Source organism: Pseudomonas paraversuta (assembly GCF_904067025.1).
Classification (GTDB): Bacteria; Pseudomonadota; Gammaproteobacteria; order Pseudomonadales; family Pseudomonadaceae; genus Aquipseudomonas; species Aquipseudomonas paraversuta.
Genome location: NZ_CAJFDA010000001.1, coordinates 4,960,004 through 4,978,905, shown reverse-complemented (window position 1 = coordinate 4,978,905; position 18,902 = coordinate 4,960,004). Strand labels below are relative to the sequence as shown.

The 18,902-nt window shown below is 58.4% G+C and carries 8 protein-coding genes; 6 read left to right on the top strand and 2 right to left on the bottom strand.

The features are described from left to right. The first annotated feature begins 1,173 nt into the window (after window positions 1–1,173). The 6 genes from JQ848_RS23055 to JQ848_RS22450 all read left to right on the top strand — a co-directional run bounded on the left by JQ848_RS23055 (window position 1,174) and on the right by JQ848_RS22450 (window position 14,238). Window positions 1,174–3,015: an Ig-like domain-containing protein gene (locus tag JQ848_RS23055; RefSeq protein ID WP_202211226.1), complete on the top strand. Its 1,842-nt coding sequence runs from the start codon at window positions 1,174–1,176 to the stop codon at window positions 3,013–3,015. After that, the gene (locus tag JQ848_RS22815) at window positions 2,909–8,161 is read left to right on the top strand and encodes a BapA/Bap/LapF family large adhesin (RefSeq protein ID WP_408003746.1); all 5,253 of its coding nucleotides are present in this window, start codon (window positions 2,909–2,911) and stop codon (window positions 8,159–8,161) included. The genes JQ848_RS23055 and JQ848_RS22815 overlap by 107 nt, the downstream gene beginning before the upstream one ends. Window positions 8,162–8,408: 247 nt before the next feature. Further along, window positions 8,409–9,827, top strand: coding sequence for a TolC family outer membrane protein (locus tag JQ848_RS22465; protein WP_160626458.1), 1,419 nt, complete (start codon window positions 8,409–8,411; stop codon window positions 9,825–9,827). Next, the gene (locus JQ848_RS22460; protein WP_003438029.1) at window positions 9,824–12,007 is read left to right on the top strand and encodes a type I secretion system permease/ATPase; all 2,184 of its coding nucleotides are present in this window, start codon (window positions 9,824–9,826) and stop codon (window positions 12,005–12,007) included. Before JQ848_RS22465 ends, JQ848_RS22460 begins: the two co-directional genes overlap by 4 nt. Before the next feature lie 94 nt (window positions 12,008–12,101). Then, window positions 12,102–13,292 (top strand): HlyD family efflux transporter periplasmic adaptor subunit, encoded by a 1,191-nt coding sequence (locus tag JQ848_RS22455; RefSeq protein WP_003438031.1) that lies wholly within the window; start codon window positions 12,102–12,104, stop codon window positions 13,290–13,292. Window positions 13,293–13,305: 13 nt separating this feature from the next. Beyond that, window positions 13,306–14,238, top strand: a complete 933-nt coding sequence (locus tag JQ848_RS22450) for an alpha/beta hydrolase family protein (protein WP_202211224.1) — start codon at window positions 13,306–13,308, stop codon at window positions 14,236–14,238. 48 nt (window positions 14,239–14,286) lie between these two features. Here the strand turns inward: JQ848_RS22450 and JQ848_RS22445 are convergent, their stop codons facing one another. Both JQ848_RS22445 and JQ848_RS22810 read right to left on the bottom strand, forming a co-directional pair. Next, window positions 14,287–17,421 (bottom strand): UDP-N-acetylmuramoyl-tripeptide--D-alanyl-D-alanine ligase, encoded by a 3,135-nt coding sequence (locus JQ848_RS22445; protein ID WP_202211222.1) that lies wholly within the window; start codon window positions 17,419–17,421, stop codon window positions 14,287–14,289. A gap of 209 nt (window positions 17,422–17,630) precedes the next feature. Further along, complete coding sequence (locus JQ848_RS22810; RefSeq protein WP_029612854.1) at window positions 17,631–17,831, bottom strand: ribbon-helix-helix protein, CopG family; 201 nt, start codon at window positions 17,829–17,831, stop codon at window positions 17,631–17,633. Window positions 17,832–18,902: the final 1,071 nt, after the last annotated feature.

The window sequence follows — 18,902 nt, the reverse complement described above, 5'->3', positions numbered from 1 at the left end:
ACAAATATAGGGTTCATTCAAGGTGAATCTCGTGCCCAAAGCACTGGGCTCCCAGAAAGTCTTGATGGCCTCGTCACTGACAGCCATCGAGTACCCACAGTCGATATTATATCTGCGTCATTTGGCTTAACTCTTTTGACTTTGACGGCTCTACTTCCTTTCAGCTTCCACTGGCTATTCTGCCCCCCTTGATAGCCCTGCAACAGACCTCGCGCTAAGGCTATCTCGCCACATTGAAACCTGGATAGTCATGCCTCCCCCCCACGACAGTTACAGCCCAATGCGGCGCATTTCGCGTCATCTTGCCTGGCGAGGCGGTGCATCGTTTTTCTACGAGTATCTGCAATGACAGCGATTTTTTTCATGGGTGGCGGGCAGGCACCTGGTCGCTACAGGGCATTCTCATCTCTGGCGCTTGTCAGGCTGATACCAGCCGTTGCACTGAAGCTCGTCTGTTAAATCACCGAGGGTGGCGGCGTGTGAGCCATCTGGCGACTTACCATCTGTCGGATTTTTTAAAAAAATATAACGTCGTGATGTTCTTGAAAAACAGACGAATCACTCATCCAGCACTCATCAGGAACACCTGTGATTTGACTTGAATATGATTTCATTATAATGAAATTCACATAGGGTTATCAAAGCGTCTAACTTGATTGGCGGTGACATATCACAAGTTGCCATAGGCTATAAGCGACCCTGTTTGGCGATTGAACTTTTCTCTTTGAAGATGATTTTTAGGCGGTTAGTATCCCGTAAGCGAGTCGTTTTGGTGGGGTTAAAAACCCTGCCACTAAGATGACGCATTCAACTCTTGCACCTTTGATAGGCATGCTTGATTTGCTTAGTAAAAGGATGCCCATCCCGGTATTTCCGGGCAAAGGACATGGAGAGCCTACGGTGATCAACCCCCTGCCCAAGCACTGCCTTTCCTGCTCGATACCGACACGGTATCTGGCTGTAAACCCCTTGTGCTACGGCCCTTACTGCCTCTCGCTGCGGGTCATACGCCCGTTGCTAAGTGAGCGCGCGGGCGTGGGCTGAGCCAGGGTTTATTTAAAAACTCACATAACTTTCGCTTGTTCGAATGCTCAGCTTCTCATTCAGAAGCTGCGTAGGCGTTCGGCTCGCTTTTGTTATTGGTTTTGCTTGGTTTAATAAAAAAGGTGTCCGATGAAGAATATAGTCATTGTCGATAAGTCGACGGGGGCGGCGACCGAACAAACGTTCGGGAACATTGCCCTTAAAGAAACCAGTATTGTCAAACTGCCCATAAGTCAGGCATCGATTCAATCGATGCAACAATCGGGTAAAAACTTGGTAGTGACCCTTAAGTCGGGAGAGACGGTCACAATCCAGAATTTCTTTGTGGTAGGTGAGGACGGCGCAGCGAATCAGCTAGTCCTTGAAAATGACGACGGCACACTGCTTCTTGGAAGTTACTCCACTCCCTATTCAGGTTTTACGTTTAGCGAACTCGGATCACTTGAAGATCTGGCCCTTGCTGCACAAGCAGGCGCTGGTGTACCGGACTGGTTAGTCTGGGGTCTGAGCCTGCTGGGTGCTGGCGCGGCAATCGCAGCGTTATCCCACGGTGGTGGCGGTGGTGGCGGCGGTGACGGCGGCAATGGCATTACGTCTGACACGACAGCTCCCAATGCCCCGACCAATCTTAGCGTTGCTGCTGATGGTCTGACTGTCTTCGGCAAAGGTGAAGCGAACACCACCGTGACCGTCAAAGATGCAGCTGGCAATACCATTGGCACTGGCCACGTCGGAGCCGATGGCAACTTTGCGGTAAATCTGGATCACCCTCAAGTCAATGGCGAAACCCTGGACGTGACCCTGACGGATGCCGCGGGCAACGTCTCGGTCCCGACGCAAGTGGACGCGGGAGATACAACAGCGCCGGACGCCCCAACCGAACTTGCCGTATCTGCTGATGGCACTACGGTTTCCGGTAAAGGTGAACCAAACACCACCGTAACCATCAAGGATGCCAACGGCAACACCATAGGCACAGGTCAAGTTGGAGCCGATGGCAACTTTGCGATCCAGCTGGATCATCCTCGAGAAAATGGCGAAACCCTGGGCGTGACCCTGACGGATGCCGCCGGTAACGTTTCGTCTCCATCGCAAGTGATTGCTGGTGATACCACGGCGCCTGATGCGCCAACCAACCTTGCCGTCAGTCATGACGGCATCACTGTTTCCGGCAAAGGTGAAGCAAACACAGATGTGACCATCAGAGATGCCGACGGTAACTCCATAGGCACAGGCCACGTTGATAACTTCGGGAACTTTGCGATTGAACTGGCCACCCCGCGAGTCAATGGCGAAACCCTGGGCGTGACCCTGACGGATGCCGCCGGCAATATTTCGAACCCGACCCAAGTTGTTAGTTCTGACTTGAATGAGACGGACGCCGACGCCGACGCGGATGCTGACGCCGACGCCGACGCCGACGCCGACGCCGACGCCGACGCCGATGCCGACGCGGATGCTGATGCCGATGCCGATGCCGATGCTGACGCTGATGCTGATGCTGATGCGGACGCTGATGCCGACGCCGACGCCGACGCCGACGCCGATGCGGATGCCGATGCGGACGCCGATGCCGATGCCGACGCGGATGCCGATGCCGATGCTGACGCCGACGCCGACGCCGACGCCGACGCCGACGCCGATGCGGATGCGGATGCCGATGCTGACGCTGATGCGGACGCCGACGCCGACGCCGATGCCGATGCTGACGCCGATGCCGATGCCGATGCCGATGCCGACGCCGACGCCGACGCGGATGCTGACGCCGATGCCGATGCCGATGCCGATGCCGATGCCGATGCTGATGCCGATGCCGATGCCGATGCCGATGCCGATGCCGATGCGGACGCCGACGCCGACGCCGATGCCGATGCGGATGCGGATGCCGACGCCGATGCCGATGCCGACGCGGATGCCGACGCCTGGCGATGCCGACGCCGATGCGGATGCCGATGCCGACGCGGATGCTGACGCGGATGCCGACGCCGATGCTGATGCCGACGCCGATGCGGATGCCGATGCGGACGCCGACGCCGATGCGGACGCCGATGCCGATGCCGACGCGGATGCTGATGCGGATGCCGACGCTGATGCTGACGCGGATGCGGATGCTGACGCCGATGCCGATGCCGATGCGGATGCGGATGCGGATGCCGACGCTGATGCTGACGCCGATGCCGATGCCGATGCCGATGCCGACGCGGATGCTGATGCCGACGCCGACGCCGACGCCGACGCCGACGCCGACGCGGACGCCGATGCCGATGCCGATGCTGACGCGGATGCTGACGCCGACGCCGATGCCGACGCCGATGCGGATGCCGACGCGGATGCCGACGCCGATGCTGATGCTGACGCGGATGCCGATGCCGACGCTGATGCGGATGCGGATGCGGATGCGGATGCTGACGCGGATGCCGATGCCGATGCCGATGCCGATGCTGACGCTGATGCCGATGCCGATGCCGATGCCGATGCTGATGCCGACGCGGATGCTGATGCTGATGCTGATGCTGATGCTGATGCTGATGCTGATGCTGATGCGGATGCGGATGCCGATGCTGACGCTGATGCCGACGCCGATGCTGATGCCGATGCCGATGCCGATGCCGATGCGGACGCTGATGCCGATGCCGATGCCGATGCCGATGCCGACGCCGACGCGGACGCGGACGCGGATGCGGATGCGGATGCCGATGCCGATGCTGACGCCGACGCCGACGCCGACGCCGACGCCGACGCTGATGCCGACGCGGATGCTGATGCTGATGCGGATGCGGATGCGGATGCGGATGCTGATGCGGATGCCGATGCTGACGCTGATGCCGATGCCGATGCCGATGCCGATGCCGATGCCGATGCCGATGCCGACGCCGACGCCGATGCTGATGCCGATGCGGACGCTGATGCCGATGCTGATGCCGACGCGGATGCTGATGCGGATGCGGATGCGGATGCGGACGCGGACGCGGATGCGGATGCGGATGCCGATGCTGACGCCGACGCCGACGCCGATGCGGATGCGGATGCGGATGCGGATGCCGATGCTGACGCTGATGCGGACGCCGACGCCGATGCCGATGCCGACGCTGATGCGGATGCGGATGCGGATGCGGATGCTGACGCGGATGCCGATGCGGACGCTGATGCCGATGCCGACGCCGACGCGGATGCTGATGCTGATGCGGATGCGGATGCGGATGCGGATGCTGACGCCGACGCCGACGCCGACGCGGATGCTGATGCCGATGCCGATGCCGATGCCGATGCGGATGCCGATGCTGATGCTGATGCCGACGCCGACGCCGACGCGGATGCTGATGCTGATGCGGATGCGGATGCGGATGCTGACGCCGACGCCGACGCCGACGCCGACGCGGATGCTGATGCCGATGCCGATGCCGATGCGGATGCCGATGCGGATGCCGATGCTGATGCTGATGCCGACGCCGACGCCGACGCCGACGCGGATGCTGATGCTGATGCTGACGCCGATGCGGATGCCGACGCGGATGCCGATGCCGATGCTGATGCCGACGCGGATGCTGATGCGGATGCTGATGCTGATGCTGATGCTGATGCTGATGCGGATGCTGACGCCGATGCGGATGCGGATGCGGATGCGGATGCTGATGCCGACGCTGATGCGGATGCTGACGCCGATGCGGATGCGGATGCGGATGCGGATGCGGATGCCGACGCTGATGCGGATGCTGATGCGGACGCTGATGCGGATGCGGATGCCGACGCTGATGCGGATGCGGATGCGGATGCTGACGCCGATGCCGACGCCGATGCGGACGCTGATGCTGATGCTGATGCTGATGCTGATGCGGATGCGGATGCGGATGCCGATGCCGACGCGGATGCTGACGCGGATGCCGACGCCGACGCCGATGCCGATGCCGACGCTGATGCGGATGCGGATGCGGATGCTGACGCCGATGCGGATGCGGATGCGGATGCGGATGCGGATGCTGACGCTGATGCCGATGCCGATGCCGATGCCGATGCCGATGCTGATGCCGACGCCGACGCTGATGCGGATGCTGATGCGGACGCTGATGCGGATGCGGATGCGGATGCGGATGCGGATGCGGATGCGGATGCGGATGCGGATGCGGATGCGGATGCGGATGCGGATGCCGATGCGGACGCCGACGCCGACGCGGATGCCGATGCTGATGCGGATGCGGATGCGGATGCTGACGCCGACGCCGACGCCGACGCCGACGCGGATGCTGATGCCGATGCCGATGCCGATGCGGATGCCGATGCGGATGCCGATGCGGATGCTGATGCCGACGCCGACGCCGACGCCGACGCGGATGCTGATGCTGATGCTGATGCCGATGCGGATGCCGATGCGGATGCCGATGCCGATGCTGATGCCGACGCGGATGCTGATGCGGATGCTGATGCTGATGCTGATGCTGATGCTGATGCGGATGCTGATGCCGATGCGGATGCGGATGCGGATGCGGATGCTGATGCCGATGCGGATGCGGATGCTGACGCCGATGCGGATGCGGATGCGGATGCGGATGCGGATGCCGACGCTGATGCGGATGCTGATGCGGACGCTGATGCGGATGCGGATGCCGACGCTGATGCGGATGCGGATGCGGATGCTGATGCCGATGCCGATGCGGATGCGGATGCGGATGCGGATGCTGATGCCGATGCGGATGCGGATGCGGATGCGGATGCGGATGCCGATGCGGATGCGGATGCCGACGCCGATGCGGATGCGGATGCGGATGCCGACGCCGATGCGGATGCGGATGCGGATGCTGACGCCGATGCGGATGCGGATGCCGATGCGGATGCCGATGCGGATGCCGATGCCGATGCCGACGCGGATGCCGATGCTGACGCCGATGCGGATGCGGATGCGGATGCCGATGCTGATGCCGACGCTGATGCCGACGCGGATGCCGATGCGGATGCCGATGCGGATGCCGATGCTGATGCTGATGCTGATGCCGATGCCGATGCCGATGCCGATGCCGATGCTGACGCTGATGCCGATGCCGATGCGGACGCCGACGCCGACGCCGACGCCGATGCGGACGCTGACCTGGACGCCTACGATGATGTGGCCACTGCGGAGCTGACGCTTACACCGGTCACAACTCAGACCAGTCTCGCGAATATGAGCGTTCTTAGGCTGGCGGATGTGCTTGGTATCCCGGTTGGCACACCTCCGGCGGTTCAGACTTTCACGGTGGCTAATGACACCGAGGGCACGCTGAACCTGACATTCAAACAGGCCGATGTACTTTCTCTGCTCAACGGTGGAGTTACCGTCAGGCTTGAGGTAAGTGACGGGGCCGGCGGTTGGAAACCAGTCCAGGAAGGTAGCAACGGGGCAGGATTGCTCGATTTGCTAGGGCTGTTAGGTTCCTCTACTACGGCGAAGGTCGAAGGCCTGGCGGCGGGTCAGTACCGTCTCACCATGGACATAAACCCTAGTCTGTTGGCCGTGCTCTCCGGTGCGTCCGCAGTGGTCAGTGTGACCAATGAAAGTCAGGTCGATTTCACAGCCACGGGTGGTGTAGTCGAAGGCAACGTAATCACCGATAACGGAGTCTCCGGTATACCGGACTCTACTGGTACTGGCGCAGATGCGACGGTTAATACGGTCAATGGTGAGGCTGTGAATGCCGATCCTGCTGTAGGAACAGTAGTGACCGGGTTGTACGGTGCGCTGACGATCTTCGCTGACGGCAGTTACACCTACACCTCAAATGGCAACCCTGCGGACATCGGGAAACTGGATGCCTTCGTGTATCAACTGACGACACCGGCGGGCGGCACGGCTACGGCTACGCTGTACGTGCGGACCGACAGTACTGACAGCACGGTGGTCTGGGATCCTGCCAATCCAACGGCCCCGGGTACTGGGGAGTTGCTGGCGACCGATGACATCGACACGGCGCAGGTTGATCTGGTTCTCCAGGTGATTAACAGTCCTTCTACGGCAACCAACTACACAGGGCCCGGGGTGTTGGGCACTGTCACCGAGCATTTCGGGCAGACCGTGACGGTCGAGGCTGGAATGACGGCGGAGCTGTTTGTCAATCGCACTGGATCGTCTGCCACGACCACCATTGTCCTGCAGAAATTCAATGGTACGACCTGGGTTAACGAGCCTGGTCAAAGCACAACCGATGCGACACATACCTTCACCCTGGGTGCAGGTGATTATCGGTTGTCTTCGTCGACGGCCAAGGTAGCGGTGGGGACCGCTGTAAGTGTTGTGCAGACACTGGCCACCCATACGGGCGTGGAGATCACAGGTCCGACAATTGCCGTAACAGGCAATGTTCTGGCAGCTGGTGATCACTCTGTTGCAGACAGCCAAGGTTCTTCGCTGACTGTACTGAGTGTGCTGGTCGACGGGGCCTACGTAGTACCGGGTCAAATCGGTACGGTGGTGCAGGGTGACTTTGGCACGCTGACAATTCAGGGCAACGGAGACTACAGCTACAAACCGACCGAGGGAGGAGCGTCGACAAACATCGGTCAAGTCGACAGCTTCAGTTACCAACTCACCACACCAAGTGGCCAGATGGACACTGCCACTCTGTATATCCGTATTGACTCTCCAGGCAGCGGCCTGGTCTGGGACGATGCTAATCCGGGCAACCCTGGCACTGATTCTCCAGGTTTTGCAGCAGCCTCGGTTGTGGATGATTCGTCACAGGCTAAGCTCACTGAAGTTGCCGACGGTACTGATCCGATTGCCACTCATGACACCGGCTTTGTTGCGGTACATGAAGCAGACGGTTCCGATACCCAGGTTTGGGAGGGTGGCGATGCGTCGATCAACTTGCACTTGCTGATCGGTAACGCCAGCAATGTCGAGAGCATTGACCTGAACGATTTCAGTGCTGTTGATCTGACTGTGAGTCTTGAAGATCTGGTAGCACTGACGTCAACCGGCACGGATAGATTGTTTATCCAGGGTGACGATGAAGATAGCGTTCAGCTGACGGGTAACTGGACAGTGGGCAGTACGCAACTGGAGAACGGGCAGGAGTACGTGGTGTACACCAGCCAGGAAGATGAGACCCATCAACTTTGGGTGCAAAGCGGTATCAACGTGGTTTAACCACGTTGTCGGCGGGGGAGCGTCAGGCCGCAAGGCCTGGCGTTTTCCCTTCATCCTTTCAACTCACAACTGTAACGATCCCGGCGGGGCACTTTGCCCCGCCCGGGCGTTGCATACCGAATTCGAGTAACGCTGTGAATGTCACTGAAGTTCAAACATCTGCATGGCGTGTAAGTGTTTCTCTTTTTGATCACAAGCCAAGTTGGAGTATTACTTGAAACCTAAGGATCGGTTCGGGTTCCTTTATATGGCTTTGTTGGCTATTGCCGTTCAGCCATTGACGATAGAACAGGCCGTAGCGCTGACACGTGACTATGAACCTGAAAGCATCAACATCATCAGCCCAACAGATGTGGGCAAGAATTTACCGGGCGATTCGTTCGGCGCGAGCCAACCCGCAGCTCCCCGAAATGCAGTCCCCGACAACCTCGATCTACCGCGCGCGGTTCAACTGGCCGTGGCATGGCATCCCGCCATCTCGGAGTCGATCGGTCAGCTTTACCAGCAAAACGACTACGTCACCGTGGCTCGTGCTGGCTACTACCCGCAGATTCGGGCGGGACTCAACTCCGGGTATGACTCGGGGCTGACCGGTAACGGTCAAAGCCAGGCCTTTACCTTGTCGCTGTCGCAGATGCTGTATGACTTCGGCAAGGTGGACAGTGCGGTGAACAGCGCCGAGGCCAAACTCAGTGGTCGGCAGGCGTCAGTTTTGTTGGCCATTGACCAGGTGGCGCGCGATACCGCCTTTGCCGTGATCGAGTTGCAGCGTTATCAGGCGTTGCTGGTTATTTCCAAGGCGCAGGTAAAGGGCCTGACAGCCATCGCCGACTTGGCGCAAAAGCGTAGCGATATGGGGGCCAGCACCCGTTCTGACTTGATCCAGGCGCGCTCGCGGGTTGAGGCGGCCGTAGCCACTCAGCTGCAATACACGGCGCTCTATAACCGGTGGCGCAGCACCCTGAGTTCTTTGCTCGGGTCACAAACATCGGTCAGTGTTTCTAACGGTGTACCGCCTTCATTGAGCCAATCCTGCCAGGGGGTCAATGCTGATGAAGTGATGACGCCTTCGCTGTTGATCGCCCAGGCTCAACAGGTGGATGCCTTGGCGCAAATTGCCCTGGCCAAGGCCGAAGGGTTGCCGACCGTTTCGCTGGACCCGTCGGCTACCCAATACCTGGACAGTAACAATGACGATGGCACCCTCGGCGGTCGCGACCGCACGCGCTACGGTATTTATCTCAACGTTGAAATGCCGCTGTATCAGGGGGGAGCCATCAACGCCCGAAAATCGGCTGCCGGACAGGCTCTGCGCACTGCCCAGGCTGCCAATGATGCCGCTCGGCTGGCCGTGCGCCAGGGCCTGCTGGAGGCCAAGGATCAAACGTCGAGCCTCGAACAGCGGCTGACTACCCTGGATTTTCGTGAACGCAGCATTTCTGAAACCCGCGATTTGTATCGCCAGCAATACCTTGAGCTGGGTACGCGGCCGCTACTCGATTTGTTGAACGCCGAGCAGGAAATCCACCAGGCCGCCATGGATCGGGCCAACACCACCGCCGATCTGCACCGCCTGGAAATCGATTGCCTCTATAACAGCAGTGGATTGCGTACGGCGTTCAATCTGGATAGCAGCACGATCCAAGGCGTGGAGATTCAACCATGAATGACGCAGTGAACCTTGAAACCCCGAACGCCACCGAACCCCAGACTCTGGAAGATGTTCGCGCACTCAGTTACGAAGGCTGGCTGGAGGCGATATTACTTGTTGCCCGGCATCATCGCCTGGATTACTCGGCTCAGAATGTGCGTATTGCCACCCAGTGGAGCAAGGACGCAGATGTCGACGAAGTACTGCGTCAGATGGCGCGACAGGCCGGCATGAGCCTGAAGATCGTCGACTTTAGCCAGGATTTGCTGGTGAACAGGCGACTGCCGCTGGTGCTGCAGTTTGACGATGGCCAGATCGGCGTGCTGCAGGCCCTCAACGACGACGATGAACTGGGCATTGTCTACAGTGGCGACCAAGGCCTGCAAAGCCGCATCAGCCGTGCCCAGATACTTGCGTCTGCGCGCAAGGCGCTGATTCTGCGGCCCAGCCAGACGGCCAGGGATTCGCGGGTTGATGATTACGAAAAACCCTACGACAAGAGCTGGTTCAAAAACATCGTCTTGCGCGACATGCGTCCCTATGGCCATGTCATGTTGGCTTCCCTGGCGGCGAACGTCCTGGGCCTTGCCGGTGTGCTGTTTTCGATGCAGGTATACGACCGGGTAATTCCGGCCGAATCGATGCCGACCCTCTACGTGCTGTTCGGTGGGGTGATGCTGGCGTTGTTTTTCGATTTTGTGCTGCGGGTCATGCGTGTGCGCATCACCGACCTGTTGGGCAAGCGTGCGGACATACGGGTGTCTGATCTGGTATTCGGGCATGCCATTCGACTGCGCAACAGCGCCCGGCCGAAATCGACCGGCTCGTTTATTTCGCAGTTGCGCGAGCTGGAGCAGCTACGTGAGCTGATTACCTCCAGCACTGCCAGCGCTTTGGCTGACCTGCCGTTTTTTCTGATGTTTGTGGTGATCTACTGGTTTATTGCCGGACCTTTGGTGGCAGTACCGCTGGGGGCCGTGTTGTTTATGGTGATCCCGGGCCTGCTGGCGCAGAAAAAACTGGCAGTGCTGGCTAACCAGTCCATGCGTGAGAGCGCGCTGCGCAGCGCCATGCTGGTGGAGACCGTGCAAGGCCTGGACGACATCAAGATGCTGCAGGCCGAACCGCGTTTTCAGCAGCAATGGAACCATTACAACGCCACTGCTGCCGAGGCCAGCCTTCGTTCGCGGATGCTCACCAACGGCCTGATGACCTGGACCCAGTGCGTGCAAGGGGGCGTTTTCGCGGTGGTGGTAGTCATCGGTGCACCGATGGTGATGCTGGGGGATATGACCACTGGTAGCCTTGTGGCCTCGTCAATTCTGGCTTCGCGAATGATGGGACCCTTGTCTCAGATCACTCTGGTGATGACCCGCTGGCAACAGGCCAAAGTGGCCCTGCAGGGTTTGCATCGGATCATGAAATTGCCGATCGATCAGGCCGAAGGCAGCAAACGTGTACACCTACCCGTGGTGCGTGGCGCTTATGAATTCAAACAGGCAGTGTTCAAATATTCCGAAGAGGCACCCATGCCGGCCTTGACGGTCAAGGCATTGAAGATTGCTCCGGGTGAACGGATCGCAGTGCTTGGACGAAACGGTGCCGGCAAGTCAACGCTGCTGCAGGCGCTGGCTGGCATGATCGACCTCAGCGCAGGTTCCCTGACGCTGGATGGTGTGGGACTCAGCCATATCGACCCGGCCGATATACGCCGCGACGTGGGCCTGTTGACCCAGAACTCGAGACTGTTTCACGGCACCTTGCGCGAAAACCTGACGATGGGTGCCCCGCACGCAGGCGACAAGGAAATCCTCGAAGCGCTGGCGCTGACGGGCGCACTGGAGTTTATCGGTAAGTTTGCGTTGGGCATGGACCATATGATTCTGGAGGGGGGGCTTGGCCTGTCCGGTGGCCAGCGCCAGTCGTTGTTGCTGTCGCGACTGATTATTCGCCAGCCGCAGATCGTGCTGCTGGATGAGCCTACTGCTGCACTGGACGATGCCAGCGAGCGCAAGCTGATTCAGAGCCTGGCGCAGTGGGGCGCGCAGCGCACGCTGATTATCGCGACACACCGTATGAATGTACTGAGTCTGGTGGACCGCATCATCGTCGTCGACAACGGCATGGTGGTGATCGATGACACCAAGGACAACGCGATTGCCCAACTTTCAAAACCCAAGAGTCAGCCGCAGTGAGCCAGCTGCCCCATGCAATTGACTGCGCGAAAGGATAGTTCAGATGTCCAATAAAACGAGTGCTTCGGGTTCGCAGCACCAGGGAGGCACTCCGATGGCGGGGGCTTCCCGAGGTACCGGTAGTCAGTCCGATGATGGCCTCGATGACGCAGTCGTCGTGCGCTCTACACGTATTGTCTGGTGCGTTGCCTTGATGCTGCTGGCGTTTGGTACGTGGGCTTATTTGTTTGAAATAGATGAGGTGTCGACAGGCACCGGCAAGGTCATCCCGTCGTCTCGCGAGCAGGTTATTCAGTCGCTGGAGGGCGGTATCGTTACCGAGCTGAATGTCGCCGAAGGTGACATCGTCAAGCAGGGAGAAGTACTCGCCAGGCTCGACCCTACCAAAACCGAGTCCAACCTGGGTGAGAGTGCGGCCAAGTACCGTTCATCCCTGGCCAGTGTGGCGCGGTTGCAGGCGGAAGTGAGCGGCACAACCCTGACGTTTGACGAGGAACTCAAAGGTTATCCGGCGCTGATTGCAGCCGAAACAGATCTTTACAAGACCCGACGCAAGGGGCTTGAAGAGTCTCAGGCCGGAGTACGCGCCTCTCTGGGGCTGGTGCGCAGTGAACTGGAAATCACCGAGAACCTGGCCCGGGTCGGTGCGGCGAGTAACGTTGAGGTCTTGCGCCTGAAACGCCAGAAGTCCGAGCTTGAGCTCAAGCTTACCCAGTCGCGTTCCGAATACATGGTGCGCGCCGGCGAAGAACTGGCCAAGGCCAACTCCGATGTACAAACCCTGGCTTCGGTACTCAAGGGCCGCTCCGATTCGGTCACCCGGTTAACCTTGCGCTCACCGGTGCGCGGAATTGTGAAAGGCATTGAAGTCACCACCATCGGCGGCATCATCCCGCCCAATGGCCGGTTGATGCAGATCGTACCCATGGATGACCAGTTGTTGATCGAAGCCCGTATCTCACCCCGGGACATCGCGTTCATCCACCCGGACCAGGATGCCAAGGTCAAGATCACAGCCTATGACTACTCCATCTACGGCAGCATGGACGGGAAGGTGGTCACCATTTCACCCGATACCATTCAGGACGAAGTCAAACCCGAGGTCTTCTACTATCGCGTGTTTATCCGCACCAATGACAATGAACTTCACAACAAGGCCGGCAAGGCCTTTGCCATCGTACCGGGAATGATTGCCGCGGCAGACATCAAGACGGGCCGTAAAACCGTGCTCGATTATTTGATCAAACCCATGAACCGTGCGCGTGAAGCATTGCGCGAACGCTAGTCGGAGGTGGGCGATGGTTGTTTCGCGGTTACTGCTTTGCCTGGCAGTTCTGGCCTGCTCGCCGGCATGGGCGCTGGGCACGGATGACGTCCCGTTGCTGTGGAACACTGCGGCCAACCAGGCGTCCTGTGTCGACCCGGACTCGGCTTTGTGGGTCGAGTTTGTCAGCGGCAAGGCCTGTATCCGCTACTTCAGTTCTTCGCCGCTAGAGCATGCTCCGGTAGTGATCGTAATGTTTCATGGTGACCGGAACATCGAAATGCACCGCCCTCCCGAAGCCATAGCGGGCAACACCCTCACGGCCAAAGACAAGCAGGCCGCCACGCTGACCCGGCGAGCCGGCGTGCCGGTGGTGATAGTGGCGCGTCCGGGCACCTACGGCTCCAGCGGTAACCACGGGCAGCGGCGTCAGGCCAGTGAGTTTCAGGCATTGGCGGTTGCGCTCGACCAATTGCGCAAGCGTTATGGCATCGGGCAGTTTGTGTTGCTGGGGCACAGCGGTGGGGCAACGGTGGTTGCATCTCTGTTGACACTGGGGCGTACGGACGTGAAATGCGCGGTCATGACGTCGGGCGCTTTCGGCTTGCTCGAGCGAGCCCGCATGATTCGTCAAACCAAAGGCCTGCCTGCCCGTGACGGGCGCGACACCAATGGTTTGTTCAACCCCTACGATCCCCTAGAGCATATCAGCGGCATTTCCAGGGTGGCTGCCCGGCCGCTGTATGTGATCGGCAATCCCGGCGATCAGGTTGCACCTTTTGAGTTGCAGAAAAAGTTTTACCAGGCGCTAAAAGATGCCGGGCACACGGCACGGTTGATCGAGGCACCGGCCATTGCGCCGGCTAACCATCAACTGCGCAACGACATTGCCCTCAAGACTGCTTCCGCCTGTGCCAGAAGCGGGCTTGCTGGCGATGCTTCCAGGAACGCTGGGTTCACACAGTGAAAACGCCCTTCATCGCCAGCAATTGAGTGTCGAGCGGCGCGCTGCCAGTCAGGCCGTTGCAGACTGCCCGGTGCGCGTGAGCGATTCGACCAGTTCCGAGAGGCCGGTACCGCCCGAGCTTTTTACCAGCACCCAGTCCCCTGCACGAAACCAATGCGCAGCCTGCTCTGGCAGTTTGACCTGCAGCGCCTTGATGTCCTCAAACCACACAACACTCGACTGGTCGCGCAAGTGCATGTAAAGCGCATGCATCTGCGGCCCGCAAAGCACGGTGTGTCGAGGAGAGGCGGCGACAAGATATTCCGCCAGCTCAAGGTGATAGCGCGACGTATCCGGGCCGAGCTCAAGCATATCCCCCAGAACCGCAACCCGCTGATTGGCCGGGACGGGTAATTCGGCGAGCATCTTCAACGAAGCCACCATGGACCCAGGGTTGGCATTGTAGGCATCGTTAATCAGATGGTAATCACCGTCTGCGCAGGGGATTTGCAGTGTATTGCCACGACCGGAAACGGCCTCGAATGTCTCCAGCGCACTCAGTGCTTCGGCTGTCGGCAGGCCCGCGGCAACCAGCGACGCCAGTACCGACAGGGCATTAAGCACCATGTGCCGACCGCGTGCGCGAAGGTTGAAGCGCACCGTCGTCCCCTGCAGGCTGGCAGTGATCTGAAAGTGTGACGGCATGCTCTTGCACTCGATCATCCGCAGATCGGCGTGTGGGTGTTCGCCATAGCTGAGCACCGTCAATTGCGCCCGCTCGGCTGCTTGAGCGAATACCTGGAAATAAGGCATATCGCGGTTCAGCACAGCGTGGCTGCCCGGCGCCATGGATCTGAAAATCGCACTTTTCTTGCGCGCCAGGTTCTCCAGGGTGCCGTGGTATTCCAGGTGCGCAGGCGACAGGCTGGTGACGACTGCGACGTGAGGCCGAACCAGATCCGAATTGATCGGCATCCTGCCCACGGCCATTTCCAGTACCCAGAATTGAGCCGGGTCGGTCATGCAGGCCATGTTCCAGGCGATGCCATGGGGCAGGTTGGCATTGCCGTCGGTTTGCGCCACGGTACCCAGTGTTTGCAAGGCATGGGTAAGCATGGCGACCACGGTGGTTTTGCCGGCACTGCCCGTGACCCCGAATACCTGGCCTGTAAATGCCTGCCGGGCGTAGCGCCCCAGTTGCAGCATGGCGTCAGCCGTGTCCGGGACTTGCAGCACAGGTAATCCGGCGTTCAGGTAGGGTGTCGGGTCGGAACAAATGAAAGCTGACGGGCGTTGTGCTACGTCAGCTTTGGCCCAGAGACGCGCCAGTCGTGCTTCATTGATCCCGATCTTGCTTTCAGGGCGGTTCAGCATGCGATGCGGTTTGAAGTAAGCCATGGATGGAGCCAGGCCTGTTGCTTGCCAACCGGCCTCGGGAGCTATTGCCCAGGAGCCGCCAGTGGCTTGTGCAACACTTTCTGCATCCCAGCGCCAGCCATTGGCCACCGGCAGCTCGTACTGGACTTGTGGTGCACCATCAAGCAGGTAGCGGTGGTACGCAATGAACCCGGAGAGGTAGTGCTCCACATCATCGATGCGCACCCGGAACGCGTGGTGGCGGATGAAAAACGAGCCGACGATGCGCTCAGGATTGCGAAAGAACATGGCAGTTTCCGGCCAGAAATACCCATTCAGTAAATGGCCGGCGCGGTAGTGCAGCGCGCGATAGAACTTGTCCAGATCGACTTCGTTGAGCAGATGGCGCAGCGACGGTTCCTGGCTGATTCGCTGCAGCATCTGCTGGGCGGCCATCATGAGCTCAAGCAAGGTCGGGAAGGTGGTGATGCGCAACAGGACAAAGTCCAGATAGTCCGTCACGTTGTTCAAGCCGAAACGGAAATACTTTTCTTCCGGACGGTGGCGGGTCAGCTCATTGACGCAGTAGCTCAACCAATGGTCATGCTCGCGCCAGTGTTCTTTGGCAATGAAATAATCGAAGGCTTTTTCCACCACATTCAGCCAGCGCTCGTCACCGCTCAAGCCATAAAGACGCATCAGCCCGAATGCGGCTTCACCGTCGTAATAGATGATCCGGAACGGGGCTTTAACGCTCAGATCCTTGGCATGCAAGACATGATTGAAGCCGCCCGTGAAGGGGTCTTGCATCCAGCTGATGCCATTGGCCAGGGCTGTCAGTAGCGGCAGATAGTCGCGGGTGCCGGTGACCTCGCTGAACTTGACCAGCGCCAGCAGGCAGACCGCATTGCCGCCCAGTTTGATCTCATCTCCCTCATCCACCAGGAACGCTGCCGCGCTGCCATCGGGCAAGGTGTAATGCTTGATCAGCTGTTCGGTGAGATAGCCAAGGGAGCGACGTATTGATGCTTCAAGCGCATCATCTGCGGTCAGCTCCCAGGCCTCGATCATCGAATAGGTGGTGCTGGCGTGTCGCAGCGTGTTGTAGTTCTGGATCGTACGATCGAAGCACGGGAACTGGCCATAGATGAACTGCCCGCTGTCCTTGACCTGACGGCCGAGAAAATCCGAGGCTGTCGTTACCTTGTCCTTGATTTCGGCCGCGCTCAGTAACCCGCTGAGGCGTCGTCGGCCGACATCTGGCCCGCTGCTGCTCAGCGGATGGGCTTTGCCGTCTTCGGCACAAAACACAGCTTGAGTCTGGAACAGATAAACCGGGGTTTGAGAGTCCGACTGTGCTTGCATGGCCGCGACTTGAGCGACTGAATGGCTAAAGCGTCTTTTCGCATAAATCAGATAATTGTTTATGTTGAACGAGGCAAGAGGAACGTTGGGGCCACCGTAAAGAATGGCGTTGGCGTTGATTTCCTGTTCGGTGATGGCGGTGACCAGGGCTGGGTCGAAGGCCATGCCGTATCTGAAGTAGTTACGTTTGTGGCGCTTGAGGCGTTCCTGAAATTGAGCCCACGACAGCGGCATGATGTTGACGGCGCGTTCAACCCTTAACCACTGGCGCTCCTGCGGCTGCTGTGCAAGGTTCAGCAGGCCGGCGCTCCACGCATTTTCAAACGTGTCGGCGCTGACGTGGAATACCCGGGCCCGCTGTGTACCGTCACTGAGAGAAAAAAATAATGTACAAGGCTCGGCTGCAGCGCTGGGGTCACCGAGGTCTGCAGTGGATTCGCTTAACAATGCATGACAGGCCTGGAGTTGCTGTATCAAAGACATAATCAAATCCATTATCAACGTCAGATGACGACAGAGTGCTGACTGAAATAAAGTTATTTTGTCCTGCAGGACAGCGCTCTAGCGGGCAGGCGGACTATAAAATCACACAGGTCGGGCATCATATAACCCGCGGCCAGCATCCACTATTAATCATTTAGTTATAGATGAGGCAGCAACATAATACTTTAGGATTAGTCAAAGACTTAATACTAATTGATTATATGTGAGCTTACATTGCTTGACTCTCCAGGTGGCAGGTTATTGGGCACCTCAAGAGTATTCAGATGATTCTTGATTAGCTTTCTAAGGATCTGCGAGACCGTGAGATCAGCCATCTCAGAGAGGGCCTCCAGTTTTTCCTTGGTTGGAGTATCAATCAATATGGTTAGCCGCGTAGATTTCTTGTTCATGTTAGATCCTTCAAGTCCCACCGCTGCAGTCTCGGGGTTGGCTTTCATCATCCTGATTAACGATGAGGTAAAAACGCTTTTTAAAACTTGTGAGTTACTTTAATTGATCAAATGAAAACTTTCCACTTAAGGATTTTCAAAAACAAGTCCTGAGCTGTGCTGAATCCTGGCCTCACCCTCCCGGCCAGCCATGCTCCGGATGACGCTTTTCTGTCATCGAATACGCCAGCCCGCACTAACCCGGGGTGGCGAACGGTTCCTCGTCGAGGCGGATCCGGTCGTGCCGTTCCTTGCCAAGGCCGCCGGGAAGCGAAAACCTGAGCAACTGCAAACCAGTCTGCACCTTCACCCGTTGCAGCACGGGTTCTGCCTGCGTCATCCGACGGCTGGCAAGTGCTCCAGAAGATTGTCGCCATGGCTCCATGCCCGCGCCCGGGGCTGTTCGCATCGATCGCGAAGACAGGGCCTGCATGGATATCCAGCCGCCGCTGGAGACAGTTGTTTTGGGCCAGGAATCCCGCATCAATTATTCTGGCCTTCGTGATACAGGAACACGCGGTGGTTACTTTATTGACAACACTCATCCTGTTGGCACAGGCGCCAGTTATCTGGATCGATCGATTGAAGCCACAACTAAAAACGAAGACCTGCTTCAAGAGCCCGCAAACAGTTTTCAAAGTACAGGGCTCTTCGGGGGGCGAGGGTATCGATCAATAACTTGAACAATACTTGTATATAGCGCCTGCTAATAGTTGCCTTGCCATCATGCTCGGCCCGCTCTAATGAGTAGTTATAGGGGAGGCTGAAGTTTATTATAAACTTGCCAGCTTAAAGGCTTGGAGGAACAGCTCTATTATGTGCATCTCTAGAACTCACGTTTCTCCGGGTGATCGCAGATGCCGGAAAAAGAAATATATGAATTATCGCGACTGTCTTCTCTTCAGGCAACAAAGGCAGGCATCAATCAGGTTGATTTCTTTCACCGCCGGTAGTTGCACGCCACAAGCGATCCGGCACTTTATTGTGTAATAATTGGTATAGCCCACTTGACCGGCAATACGGGTTGAGTTG